The following is a 12,569-nucleotide window of genomic DNA, read 5'->3' on the forward strand; positions in this document are numbered from 1 at the left end:
GTCGTGTCCTTCTTCTGCGAGCGGGCTCAGGCGTTGGTGTCGAGCGGCACGACGCCGTTGGCGAGGTTGTCGGCAACCTCGGCCTCCCAGCTCTGCACCGCCCTGGTGGTGTCGATCTCGAATTCGAAGCGCTTGGTCATGTCGTCGGTGATGTCCTCGACGTCCACGTAGAACTGCTGGTACCAGCGACGCAGCTGGTACACCGGCCCGTCCTCCTCCGACAGCAGCGGGTTGTCGATGCGCGACTTGTTCAGCCAGATGTCGACGTCCTGCTTGAACCCGAGTTCCACGCCCTCGGCGAACTGCGCCGCCATGCCGTTCGCCACCTCGTCGGACAGCCCCTCGGGCTTCTTCACCATGGCGCCCCACTGCAGGACGAACGAATCGGCGGTGACCGGGTAGTGGCAGTTGATCAGCACCGTCTCGATCATCATGCCGTTCGCTTCGCTCCACAGCTTGTCGATCATGTAGGACGGGCCGAAGTACGACGCGTCCGAGCGCAGCGTCGAATTGGGGTCGTCGTAGCTGGTGCCCACCGAGATGTCGTGGCGGGGCGTCGACTGCATGTACTGGGTGGCGACGTGCCCTTCGAAGACGTTCTTGAAGTAGCGCGGGAACGAGAAGTGGACGTAGTAGAAGTGCGCCATGTCGACCACGTTGTCGACGATCTCGCGGCAGTGCGAACCCTCGACGAGCAGCGAATTCCAAGTCCAGTCGGTCCATTCCGAAGAACCGAACCCCTCGATCTCGGGGATCGTCACGTCGGCGGGCGGCGGGTTGCCCTGCGGGTCGTTCCAGACGTAGAGCTGCCCGTTGCGCTCGATGGTCGTCCAGCCCCGGGTCCGCGCCAGCGGCGGGACACGCCGGGCATACGGGATTCCCGTGCACTTGCCGTTGCCGCCCCAGCGCCAGTCGTGGAACGGGCAGGCGATGGAGTCGCCCTTCACGGTGCCGTGCGCCAGGTTGCCACCCATGTGGCGGCAGTAGGCGTCGAGCACGCTGAGGGTCCCGTCGGACGTCTCGAACACCACCAGCGACGTGCCGAACGCATCGATCTGATGCGGGGCGCCGTCCCTGAAGGTCTTCGCCAGACCCAGGCAATGCCACCCGCGCGCGAAACGCGTTGGTGCCGACCCCACTTCGATCATCCGGACTTCGTCGCCGTCAACGGCACTGTTGCGCGCCATGTCTACCTCCGCCTCGCTGTACGTCAAGAACACCCTCGGGGTGTGGTGTAGCTCATAGTCGGCGCTCGCGGTCGGCTGCGGTACCCGACTCTCCCACTCAGCGAGAGGCTTTCGCATCCACCCATCGCGGCGGAACTTCCGCGTCCCGATCACAGGGACCACACCCCCCGTTCACAGGCCGCGGCGACTACCGTGCGGATCACATACCCGGAAATTGGGAGGAACGATGGCCGCACTCATCTCTTCGCAGCTGTACACGGCAGAGATTCGCCGGCTCTGCGCCGACGCCGTCCCGAGCGGGGTGGTCGTCGCACCCGAGCCGGGGGCGGCCGTCGAGCAGGACTTCCTCCTGCTGCGACCGCACCGGACGTCGGACGACGCCCTGTCCGCGCACGTCCGGAGGGTCGGCGACCACGACCTCCTCGTCCGCCTCCGCAACCGCGACGAGCAGCTGGTCTTCGAGTTCTGGACGAACAGCTTCACCGGAACCCCGACGCCCGACGATCAGTCGGCAGACCTGCTCGAGCGCTACTGCGCCGAGCAGTTTCCCGGCACTCTCCGCAGGTTCCGTACCCGCGTCCGGCGGGCCGTGCCGTCCGGTGCGGCGTTCTCCGCGTCGCTGCAGCAGACGTACGTCCAGGACGGCGCACGCATGGCGGACGTCACCGTCACCTGCGCGCGGGGCGGTGACGTGCTCGCCCGAGCGTGGGCCACGTACGCGCTGCCCGACTGATCTCGACTCGTTCTCCCACGAATTAGTCAGCCGCGCAGGCAATTGCCTGCGCGGCTGACCAATGTCCGTGAAACTATCCCACCGGGTCGGCCAGCCTCGCCCGGGACCGGCTGAACTCGAAACCGCGGAACCCCTCCTCCGCGACGTCCGCGCAGATCCGCCCGTACGCGCCGAAGCCCCCGAGGTACGGCATGAACACGCGGGGCTTGCCCGGGATGTTCGCGCCCATGTACCAGGAGTTCGCCAACGGGAACAGGGTCTGCGCGGCGAGCTCGCGGCAGTGCTCCACCCACTGCTCGGTGGCGGGGACGGACGCCTCGATCGCGTCGTAGTCCTTCTCCCACAGGTGCTCGATGCAGTCCGCGATCCAGTCGACGTGCTGCTCGGCGCCGAGCACCATGTTCGCCAGCACCGACGGGCTTCCCGGCCCCGTCACGACGAACAGGTTCGGGAACCCCGGAACACCAAGACCGAGATAGGTTTTCGGACCCTCACTCCAGCACTCGGACAGCGGCACACCGCCGCGCCCGACGATCCGCATTCGGTCGAGGGCGCCGGTCATGGCGTCGAATCCGGTGGCGAACACCAGCGTGTCGAGGGCGAAGTCGGCGTCGGTGGTGGTGACACCCGACGGGGTGATCGACTCGATCGGCGCCGCCTTCAGATCCACCAGGGTGACGTTCAGACGGTTGTACGTTTCGAAATAGTGGGTGTCGGTGACGATCCGCTTGGTCCCGATGGGGTGATCGTTCGGGATCAGCTTGTCCGCGACGGCGGGGTCGTCGACGAGCAGGCGGATCTTCTCCTCCGCGAACTCGCGTGCCGTCGCGTTCGCGGCCTCGGTCTTCGTCTGATCCGGAAAGGTTTTCGCGAACAGCACCCCGCCGAGCTTCCATCGCGTCTCGTAGGCATCGCGACGTTCCTCGTCGGAGACCTCCAGCGCGGACTTCGGGTGCGCGTTGTACGGCGAGCCGCCACCGCTCTCCCGGGACAGCCTCCGGCGCTCGTCGTATCCGGCCTTGATCGCTCGCCGCATCTCGTCGTCCCATGTCTGGTTACCCGCCGGGACGCTGTAGTTGGCACTGCGCTGGAACACGTACAGGTGTTCGGCCTGCTCGGCGATGAGGGGAATCGACTGAATACCGGAGGAACCGGTACCGATGATCCCGACCCGCCTGCCGGTGAAGTCGACACCCTCGTGCGGCCACTGACCCGTGTGATGCGTGTCGCCGGTGAACGATTCGCGGCCCGCGATGTTCGGCATGTTCGCGGTGGACAGCGCGCCGGTCGCGAAGATGCAGTACCGGGCGGACAGGACGTCGCCGCGGTCGGTGCGCACCTCCCACCGCAGCGACTCCTCGTCCAGTTCCGCGGAGGTCACGCGGGTACCGAACAGGAAACGGTCACGGAGGCCGAACCGGTCCGCGACGTGATTGATGTACGCCAGGATCTCGGGCTGGGTGGCGTACTTCTCGCTCCAATCCCACTCCTGCTCGAGTTCCCGCGAGAACGAGTACGAATAGTCGACGCTCTCCACGTCGCACCGGGCGCCGGGATAGCGGTTCCAGAACCACGTTCCGCCGACGCCTCCCGCCGCCTCCACACCCTGGACGGTCAGACCCAGGCTCCGCAACCTGTGGACGGCGTACAGACCCGCGAATCCCGCGCCGACGACAACCGCGTCCACGTCGCCGATCCGATTCGCACGAGCATCAACTTCGGTGCGTGCACTCACGGGCGCGCTCCTCTCCCATTCGACAGACACATTCGGCAGCAAAGGCCTGTCTGGGACGGTAGGTCGCGGCACCGGGGCAGCCACAGGTTCGTTCCCGGTGAGCGGTCGGGCAGCGTCTAACTCGACACGACGGGAGCCAGGGCGGGGTCGATCACGTCGGCCAGGGCGTCCCACGGCACGGTGACGGTGACGAGCCCGACGGCGTGCGGTCCCACCTGGTAGTCGTTGAAATGGATCTCCATGCCTGCCGGGGTGGCCAGCCAGTTCGCGAAGTTCGCCTCGGTCGGCTCGATGCCGCTGCGCTCGAAGTCCGGTCCGGCGACCGTCGCGGGGAGCAGGCGCGCGGATTCGTCCGACAGCGCCTGCAGTCCGGCCGGGAGGTCGGGGAAGAGATCGCCGAGCGTGATCGGCGTGGCCGTGTCGGCATTCACCACCACCGTCGCGACGATCGGTGTGGGATGCGCACCGGGTGGATCGGCGTTCCACGACGTCACCAGCAGCCCGCTGATCACGTGCTCGCCGATGTGCGCGACGCTGTGCTCCTGGCTGCTCAGCGTGAAGGCGTCGGTGCCCCAGCCGTCGATCTGGTCCTGGAGTGCGGCGCGCATCGATTCGTTGAACTCGCCGGTGACGGCCGGATTTCCGCCCTCGATCTGCGGGATGAGCACGTCGTAGCGGACGCGGCCGGTGGAACCCGTGACCTGCAGTTCGGTCTCGTTGTAGGGCAGGCTCGCCGACGTGGTCGCCTCGGTGGTGGGCGTGTCCGCGGCAGACGCGGTCGTCGTTGTCGACGGCTCGCTCACCGCGGTGCCCGCCTGGTCGGAACAGGCGGCCAGGGCGAGGACGACCGCGACGAGCGCCACTGCCCGACCAGATCTCCGGATGCCGCTCATGAAGCTATCTCTACCACGTCGATTCGCCCGGGTCACCTACCGATCGGGTCGACGATGGTGTGCAGCGTGTCGACGAAACCCTCTGCGGTGGACGCGTCGTAGAGATCGGCGGAATACACCAGTTCGGCATCGATTCCGTCGGGCCTCCCGTCGACGTCGTGACGTTCGGTGAAGTGGAAGTGCAGATCGCATTTGGCGATGTCGAGTGGACGGGGTGTGACCTCGAAGTCGAGCCCGGACACGTTCAGGGCTGCGGGAGCGAAGTTGTTCAGCGACAGCGCAACCTGGAACAGCGGATGCAGGGACGGCGACCTCGGCGGGTCGAGCACCTGGACGAGCCGCTCGAACTGCACGTCGGCATTCGCCAGAGCCCGAAGCTCCACGCCGCGCGATCGATCGACGATGTCGCACAGCGTCATCGTCGGGTCGACCCGGGTGCGCAGAACCAGCGTGTTGACGAACATTCCCACCACGTCGTCGAGCGCGGGGTCTCCCCGACCCGCGATCGGCGTTCCGATCGCGATGTCGGGATCGCCGCTGACGCGGGCGAGCAGTACCGCCACTGCCGACCTGAGCGCCGTGAACAGGCTGGCGTGGTGCTCGTGCGCGGTGGCCAGTAGGCCTCGATGCGCATGCTCGTCGAGGGAGAACGGAAGTCGTCCCGCTCGATAGGTCCACCGGCGCGGCCGGGGACGATCGGTGGGCAGCGCGAGCTCCCCCCGAAGTCCCGACAGTTCCTTCGTCCAGTGGGCGATCTGCTGGGACGCGACACTGTCCGGGTCGTTCTCGTCCCCGAGCAGTGCCCGACGCCACACCGTGTAATCGGCGTAGTGCACGATCGGCGGCTCCCACGTGGGCTCACTGCCCGTCGCCCGGGAACGGTAGGAGTCGGCGAGATCTCGTGCCAAGGGTGCGAGCGACCAGCCGTCGGCGGCGATGTGGTGGAGGACGCAGGCCAGAAGGTGGTCGCCGTCGCCGAGCCGGAACAGCCGGGCGCGCAGCGGAGGCTCGCGGCGCACGTCGAATCCCGCGGACAGCAACTCCGACGTCTGCGCCGCCATGTCCGCGGCGCCGGTCTCCACCGGCGTCAGGTCGGGCAACGCCTCCGCCACGTCGAGCACATGCTGGTACGGCCCCGACGGCGAGTCGGGAAACACCGTCCGCAGTGAGCGGTGCCTGCCCAGGACGTCCGCCATCGCCGAACGCAGGGCGTCGACGTCGAATCCGCCGCGTACTCGCACCGTGAAGGGGATGTTGTGGAGAGCGGGTTCCACGACGGTGCGGTCGATGAAGTACTGCGACGGGGACAGCGGCACGAGGTCCGGCAGCGGTGCGGCGCCCAACTCCGGTCCGCGCGGGCGCCCCGCGTTCTGCGGGTGTGCGCCGGCCTCCGCGATCGTCCGTGCGAGTGCCGCGACCGTCGGTGCATCGAAGAGCTCACGCACGCCCAACGTGGTGCCCAGCTCGGCGTTGATCGTCGCGACCACCCGGATAGCCGACAGCGAATCGCCGCTGAGATCGAAGAAGGAATCGTCGGCGCCGACCGAATCCACACCGAGTACCTGGGCGAACACCCGCGCGACGCGGCGCTCGGCCGGGGTCTCGGGGTCACGATGGGGCACCGAATCCGAGCCGAACTCCGGCAGCGGAAGAGCCGCCCGGTCGAGCTTTCCCGTCGGTGTCAACGGGATCGAGTTCACGAGCATGATCGATTTCGGAACCATGTAGTCCGGCAGGAACCGTGCCAGGTGCGCCTTCAACGTCTCGCGATCGATCGACGCGTCCCCCTCGGCCATGATGTAGGACACCAGGTTCGGATCGCCTGCCGAATTCCGTTGCACCACCGTCGCGGCGAAGGCGACGCCCGGATGCGTGTTCAGCGTGGCGTTGATCTCGCCCAGCTCGACACGGAATCCTCGGATCTTGATCTGGTCGTCCGCCCTGTCCAGGAACTCGAGCGTTCCTGCCGCCGTCCACCGCACCACGTCCCCGGTGCGGAACATCCGGGATCCACTGCGGCCGAACGGGTCGGCGACGAACCGGGCAGCGGTCAGCCCGTGCCGCCGATGGTAGCCACGGGCGACTGCCGGGGTGGCGAGGTAGAGCTCACCGACAGCGCCGGGCGGAAGCGGACGTAGGCGGTGATCCAGAACCACCGCGTCCACGCCGCGCATGAGCGAGCCGATCGTCATCCGCTCGTCGGGTGACACCGGATCCGTGAGAGTGACGCTGCACGTCGTCTCGGTCGGACCGTACGCGTTCCGCATGGTCCGGCCGCCGGCCCACCGCCGCGCCAGCTCCTGCGGACACACCTCCCCGCCGACCAGCACCAACTCCAGTTCGTCCGTCGCGCAGGAGTCGATGGCGGCCAGGGCGGACGGCGTCGTCAGGAGGTGGGTGACGTGTTCCTCGCGCAACAGTCGTGACAGTTCCTCGCCGCCGAACACTCCGGGCGGGGTCACGACGAGCGTCGCGCCGCCGACACAGGCCGCGAGCACTTCGACGAGCGCGGTGTCGAAGCTCGGCGAGGCGAAATGCAGGACACGAGAACGCGCGGACACCGCGTACTTGTCCCGAATCTCCTGCGCGAGGTTGGCGAGGCCGCGATGGGTGACGACGACGCCCTTCGGCGCTCCCGTCGACCCGGACGTGTAGATCAGATACGCGGGATGGTCCACGAGCAGCGGACGGGTCCGTTCCGCATCGGGGAGGGTTTCCTCACAGAGATTTTCGAGGTCGTCGATATCTGTGGTGAGCCATGCGACGGTGCCGGGCAGTCGGGCGCGCTCCGAGCGGACGGTCAGCCCGACCGTCGCGCCGCAATCGTCCAGGGTGTACGCGATGCGAGCGCTCGGGTGCGAGGGATCGATCGGAACGTAGGCCGCGCCGGCCTTCGCGACCGCCCACAACGCCAGCACCGACTCCATCGACCGCGGGATGGAGACCGCGACGATGCTCTCGGGTCCGATGCCCCGGCCGGTCAGGAGCCGGGCGAGCCGCCCGGCGAGCCGGTCCAGGTCGCCGTAGGACAGTTCACGCCCGCGGTCGCGGATCGCGATCGCCTCCGGGTGGTCCGCGACGGTCCCCGCGAGGAGACGGTCGAGTGTGATCGGGTCGGCATCCGGAAGTCCCTGCGCGGGAGCGAATTCTTCGCGTTCGCCGGCGAGGAAGACGTCGAGGTCGGCGACCGGTCGTTCCGACTCGATCGATGCGGTGAACCTGTCGAGGTAGGCGAGGAAACGCGCGTGATGTCCGGTCAGTTCGGCGTGGTCGTACAGTGCCGGATTTCCCTCGAAATCGATCCGGGCGGCACTGCCCTCGGCCCCGGGATAGATGTTGACGGCGAGGTCGGCGACGGGACCGGTGGTGAGTACCCGGACCGTCCCGTTCACGGCGCCCAGCGTGATCTCCTTCGTGAACATCATGACGTTGACCACCGGACCGAAATGCAGGAGTTCGACACCGCCCGTGCCGAGGTCCCGGCCGATGTCTTCGCGGCGGTAGCGTTGATGACGCAGTGCCGCCGTCAACGCCGTCTCGGCGGTTCCGACCGCGTGACGGACGGTGGCAGAGCCGATTCCCTTCAGCCGCAACGGGATCACATTGGAGACCGAACCGCCCGAATACCTGAGCCGGGCCGTCGTCCTCGCCGACACCGGCAGCGACAGGACCACGTCGTCGACGCCGGTCATCCTGGCGAGATAGGAGGCGAAGGCGGCGATCGTCACGGCCGTCGAATTCCGTGAGCTCCCGCTCGGACTCGTGTGCCCGGTCGCCGTCCGGGCGTCGGTGTCCGGTCGCGCCGTGCGACCGCTGAGGCTGGGGACCGAAGCCAGGTCGCTGCCCTGCCCGCGCCAGTAGTCGCGGTCCTGGGCGAACCGGGTGGAGGCACGGTAGGTCGCGTCTTCCCGCACGAGACGTTCCGGTCCCACGATCCGGCTGTCCGGCGGTTCCCTGCCCTCGAGGGCAGCGACATACAGTTCGGCCGTGCGGCTCATCAGCATCATCGCGGCGTACCCGTCCGACACGATGTGGTGGGCGCGGGAGTACCAGTAGTAGTGATCGTCGCCCAGCTGCAGAATGTGCGAGACGAGGAGCGGTCCGTCGTACATGTCGGTGCGTGCGCTCCGGTCGTTCCGCATCCAGCGGTGGGCAGCGTCGACGGGATCGTCCTCGCCGCGAAGGTCGGTGGTGGGTACCCGCTCGTCGACGGTCGGGTCCACGATCTGATGCGGCTGTCCGTCGATGTCCACCAGGCGCACCGCTCCCCAGCCGAATTCGAGATTCGCGCGACGGGTGGCGTCACACAGAACGGCAAGTTCGACCGGACCGTGCAGATCGACGTAGTGGGCGATGACGTACGGGATCTCCGGCGTGAGCTGTTGCGCGAACCAGATGGATCGTTGTGCCGCGGTCAGCGGAAAGGCGCCCACGGTCGATCGCGTCGGGTGCCCCAGCGGGCGTTCCACGATGGCGACTTCAGGCCGCATATACGTGGGCCTGTCCGGGCAGGCGCACGCCGTGCCGCCGGACTGCTGCGAATCGAAATCGAAGTTCATCGTCCCCCCTCGGGCTGTGCTCTGCACTCCATCACCCCACTGTGCAGAGTCGTCGCGGATATCGGATCGGCGCCGTATACGGCACCCACCATCAGCCTCGTCGACCCGCACCGCCTCCACCAGGCACCCCAGGGTGCGCATCTGCCTACCCTCGAATTATGAGAGGTGCCCGGGCCGCCATCCGAGTAGCGTCGAACGGGTGACTATTCGCCTTGGATACCAGATGCCGAATTTCAGTTACTCCACCCCCGTCGCGGACCTGTTCCCGACCGTTATCGCGCAGGCCCGTGAGGCCGAATCCGCGGGTTTCGACACCGCATTCGTGATGGACCACTTCTATCAGCTGCCGGGCCTCGGCGCGCCCGACGAACCGATGCTCGAGGCATACACCGCCCTCGGCGCCCTCGCCACGGCCACCGACAACATCCAGCTGTCCGCGCTGGTCACCGGCAACACCTACCGCAACCCGCCGATGCTCGCCAAGTCGGTGACCACCTTGGACGTCGCCAGTGGCGGACGCGCCGTCCTCGGCATCGGCGCCGGCTGGTTCGAACTCGAGCACAACCAGTACGGCTACGAGTTCGGCACGTTCACCGACCGATTCGAACGACTCGACGAGGCGCTGCAGATCATCGCGCCGATGCTGCACGGCGAACGTCCGACATTCGACGGCAAGTGGTATCACGTCGAGAACGCGATCAACGAGCCGCGGATCCGCGACAACCTGCCGATCATGCTCGGCGGTGGTGGTGAGAAGAAGACGTTCGGTCTCGCCGCCCGGTTCGCGGACCATCTGAACATCATCTGCAATGCCGGTGAACTGCCGCGCAAGCTCGAGGCCCTCGATGCCCGGTGCTCGGAGATCGGTCGCGACCGGTCCACGCTGGAAACCAGCTACCTGGCCTTCGTCATCATCGACGAGGACGGCGACCGCGCCCGGCAGCTCCAGCACGACTTCCTGCTCACGCGGGGCGTCGACCTGTCGAAGGCGTCGGACGAGGAACGCGCCGCCGCCACCGACCGGCAGTTCTGCGGTGCCCCCGACGAGGTGGCCGAGCAGCTGAAGACCCGTGTCCTCGACGCGGGAATCGACGGCATCGTCCTCAATCTCGTCGCCAACGGGCACGAACCCGGCATCGTCGAACTCACCGGGCGCACGCTGCGTCCCTTGGTCGACGCCTGACCGTTCCGGCAGGCCGGAATACGCGCACTACCTCTGCGGTTACACCCAGAGGTAGTGCGCGAGGCTAACCTCTCGCGCCTGTTTTTGGTGACGAAAGGTGACGAATCCGGTGAGCGCTGTTCTGTCGATTCTGGATCTGGCTTACATCCGCGAGGGCGACACGGCGCGGGACAGTTTCGATGCGAGCGTGAAGCTCGCGCAACTCGCGGAGACCCGCGGGTACCGCCGCATCTGGTACGCGGAGCACCACAACATGCCGTCGATCGGCTCGTCCGCGACGAGCGTCCTCATCGCGCACGTCGCCGCGCACACCGAGAACATCCGGCTCGGCGCCGGCGGCATCATGCTGCCCAACCACGCGCCGCTGACGATCGCCGAGCAGTTCGGCACCCTCGCAACGCTGCACCCCGGTCGCATCGACCTCGGACTCGGACGCGCCCCCGGCAGCGACCAGAAGACGATGTACGCGCTGCGCCGCGACCCGGCGTCCGCGGACCGGTTCCCGCAGGATGTCCTGGAACTCCAGGCATACCTCCGCGGTGTGTCACGGGTTCCCGGCGTCGACGCGATCCCCGGCAAGGGCACGAACGTTCCCCTCTACATCCTCGGGTCCTCACTGTTCGGCGCGCAGCTCGCCGCGAAGCTCGGCCTCCCGTACGCCAACGCGTCCCACTTCTCCCCCGACTCGCTCGTCGACGCCGTCACGCTGTACCGGGAGCGGTTCGAGCCGTCCGAGGACCTGTCCGAGCCGTACGTGATCGCCGGCGTCAACGCCATCGCCGCGGACACCACCGAGGACGCGCATCGACAGTTCGAAGCGTCCCTGCGGCGGCGGGTGGTGCAGATGGTCGGTCGCGGGCAGAAATTCACCCCCGACGAGGTCGACCTCATCATGACGTCCCCGGCGGGTCAGCAGGTCGCGCAGATGGTGCGCTACTCGGCCGTCGGCACCCCCACCGAGGTCAAGACGTACCTCGACGAGTTCGCCGAGCACGCGCAGGCCGACGAGCTGATCGTCGCCTCCCATGCCGAGAACACCGAGTCCTGGCTGAAGACGTACGACCTGCTCGCCGATGTGTGGCGCGGAGCGCCCGTGCGCCTTTCTGGTAGCTAGCACAACCAGAAAGGCGCACGGGCGGCGAAGCCGCCTACTGCTGGTGGACGATCACGCCACGCAGGTTCTTTCCGTCCCGCAGATCCTGGTAGCCCTCGTTCACCTGCTCGAGCGTGTACTTGGTGGTGATCAGCTCGTCGAGCTTGAGCTGGCCCGCGTCGTACAGGCGCAGCAGGCGGACGATGTCGTACTGCGGGTTGGCCGAGCCGAACAGCGAACCCTTGATCGTCTTCTGGTTCAGGGTCAGGTCGGTTCCCGAGATGTGCACCGTGAGCTTGGCAGGGTCGGCGAGCCCGGTGATGACGACGGTGCCGCCCTTGCCGATGACGGCGGTCGCGTTCTGCACCACCTCCTCGTCGACGGTGCCCACCAGGATGAGGGCCTGATCGGCGCCCTGACCCCAGGTCAGTTCGTTGACCTTCTCCGCCGCGGTCGCGGCGTCCGCGAACGCGTGGCTGGCGCCGAACTTCAGCGCGGCCTCCCGCTTCATCGCCACCGGATCCACCACCACGACGTACTTGGCGCCGGAGCTGACCGCGCCCTGCACGGCGTTGATGCCGAGTCCGCCGATGCCGTAGATGACGACGGTGTCACCGGCGCGAACTCCGCCGGCGTACACCGCGGTGCCCCAACCGGACGGCACACCGCAGCCGACGAGGACGGCGGTCTCCAGCGGGAGCCAGTCGTCCACCTTCACCACCGAGTGCTGCGAGATCGTGGCGCGCTCCGCGAACGTGCCGAGCATGCACATGGCACCGAAATCCTCCTTGTCCGAGTGGAACCGGAACGAGCCGTCGGGCATCGAGCCCTCGAGGATGGTGGCGCCCATGTCACACAGGTTCTGGCGGCCGGTGGCGCAGTAGCGACACGTGCCGCAGTTCGGGATGAAGCTGCAGACCACGTGGTCGCCGGGCTTCACCTTGGTGACACCGGGGCCGACTTCCTCGATGATGCCGGAACCTTCGTGCCCGCCGACGATCGGGAACCGCGGCGGCAGATCGCCGTCGGTCAGGTGCAGGTCCGAATGGCACAGGCCTGCCGCGACATACTTGATGAGCACTTCTCCGGGACCCGGACCGTCCAGCTCGAGTTCCACGATCTCGAACGGCTTGTGCGTTTCGAACAGAACCGCTGCTTTGGTCTTCATGTCTTCTCCTCGTTGAGT

At 67.4% G+C, this 12,569-nt stretch carries 8 protein-coding genes; 3 read left to right on the forward strand and 5 right to left on the reverse strand.

Annotated elements, in window-relative coordinates; all coding sequences use genetic code 11:
• Positions 1-26: 26 nt before the first annotated feature.
• Positions 27-1,187, reverse strand: coding sequence for a Rieske 2Fe-2S domain-containing protein (locus ACFVJ3_RS23500; RefSeq protein WP_378454322.1), 1,161 nt, complete (start codon positions 1,185-1,187; stop codon positions 27-29).
• Positions 1,188-1,413: 226 nt separating this feature from the next.
• On the opposite strand from ACFVJ3_RS23500, the gene ACFVJ3_RS23505 reads away from it, so the two are divergent.
• Positions 1,414-1,920 (forward strand): hypothetical protein, encoded by a 507-nt coding sequence (locus ACFVJ3_RS23505; protein WP_378454323.1) that lies wholly within the window; start codon positions 1,414-1,416, stop codon positions 1,918-1,920.
• A 73-nt stretch (positions 1,921-1,993) separates the two neighbouring features.
• Here the strand turns inward: ACFVJ3_RS23505 and ACFVJ3_RS23510 are convergent, their stop codons facing one another.
• The 3 genes from ACFVJ3_RS23510 to ACFVJ3_RS23520 all read right to left on the reverse strand — a co-directional run bounded on the left by ACFVJ3_RS23510 (position 1,994) and on the right by ACFVJ3_RS23520 (position 9,107).
• On the reverse strand, positions 1,994-3,616 hold the full coding sequence (locus ACFVJ3_RS23510; protein WP_378454392.1) for a flavin-containing monooxygenase: 1,623 nt from the start codon (positions 3,614-3,616) through the stop codon (positions 1,994-1,996).
• 155 nt (positions 3,617-3,771) lie between these two features.
• Entirely contained in the window at positions 3,772-4,548 is a 777-nt protein-coding gene (locus ACFVJ3_RS23515) for an RsiV family protein (RefSeq protein WP_378454324.1), read from the reverse strand.
• Between the two features lie 32 nt (positions 4,549-4,580).
• Entirely contained in the window at positions 4,581-9,107 is a 4,527-nt protein-coding gene (locus ACFVJ3_RS23520; RefSeq protein ID WP_378454325.1) for an amino acid adenylation domain-containing protein, read from the reverse strand.
• A gap of 199 nt (positions 9,108-9,306) precedes the next feature.
• Here ACFVJ3_RS23520 and ACFVJ3_RS23525 point away from each other — a divergent pair, with 199 nt between their 5' ends.
• Together ACFVJ3_RS23525 and ACFVJ3_RS23530 are read left to right on the forward strand one after the other, a co-directional pair.
• Positions 9,307-10,290: an LLM class F420-dependent oxidoreductase gene (locus ACFVJ3_RS23525; RefSeq protein ID WP_378454326.1), complete on the forward strand. Its 984-nt coding sequence runs from the start codon at positions 9,307-9,309 to the stop codon at positions 10,288-10,290.
• Positions 10,291-10,399: 109 nt separating this feature from the next.
• Positions 10,400-11,404, forward strand: coding sequence for an LLM class flavin-dependent oxidoreductase (locus ACFVJ3_RS23530; RefSeq protein WP_378454327.1), 1,005 nt, complete (start codon positions 10,400-10,402; stop codon positions 11,402-11,404).
• 34 nt (positions 11,405-11,438) lie between these two features.
• Here ACFVJ3_RS23530 and ACFVJ3_RS23535 read toward each other — a convergent pair whose 3' ends face one another.
• Positions 11,439-12,551, reverse strand: coding sequence for an NDMA-dependent alcohol dehydrogenase (locus ACFVJ3_RS23535; RefSeq protein WP_378454328.1), 1,113 nt, complete (start codon positions 12,549-12,551; stop codon positions 11,439-11,441).
• Positions 12,552-12,569: the final 18 nt, after the last annotated feature.

The sequence above is a fragment of the Rhodococcus sp. NPDC127593 genome, from assembly GCF_042671975.1.
Classification (GTDB): domain Bacteria; phylum Actinomycetota; class Actinomycetes; order Mycobacteriales; family Mycobacteriaceae; genus Rhodococcus_F.

Coding starts and splice junctions, on each gene's coding strand:
- ACFVJ3_RS23515 (WP_378454324.1), bottom strand. CDS start 4,548: ATGAGCGGCATCCGGAGATCTGGTCGGGCAGTGGCGCTCGTCGCGGTC.
- ACFVJ3_RS23500 (WP_378454322.1), bottom strand. CDS start 1,187: ATGGCGCGCAACAGTGCCGTTGACGGCGACGAAGTCCGGATGATCGAA.
- ACFVJ3_RS23520 (WP_378454325.1), bottom strand. CDS start 9,107: ATGAACTTCGATTTCGATTCGCAGCAGTCCGGCGGCACGGCGTGCGCC.
- ACFVJ3_RS23505 (WP_378454323.1), top strand. CDS start 1,414: ATGGCCGCACTCATCTCTTCGCAGCTGTACACGGCAGAGATTCGCCGG.
- ACFVJ3_RS23535 (WP_378454328.1), bottom strand. CDS start 12,551: ATGAAGACCAAAGCAGCGGTTCTGTTCGAAACGCACAAGCCGTTCGAG.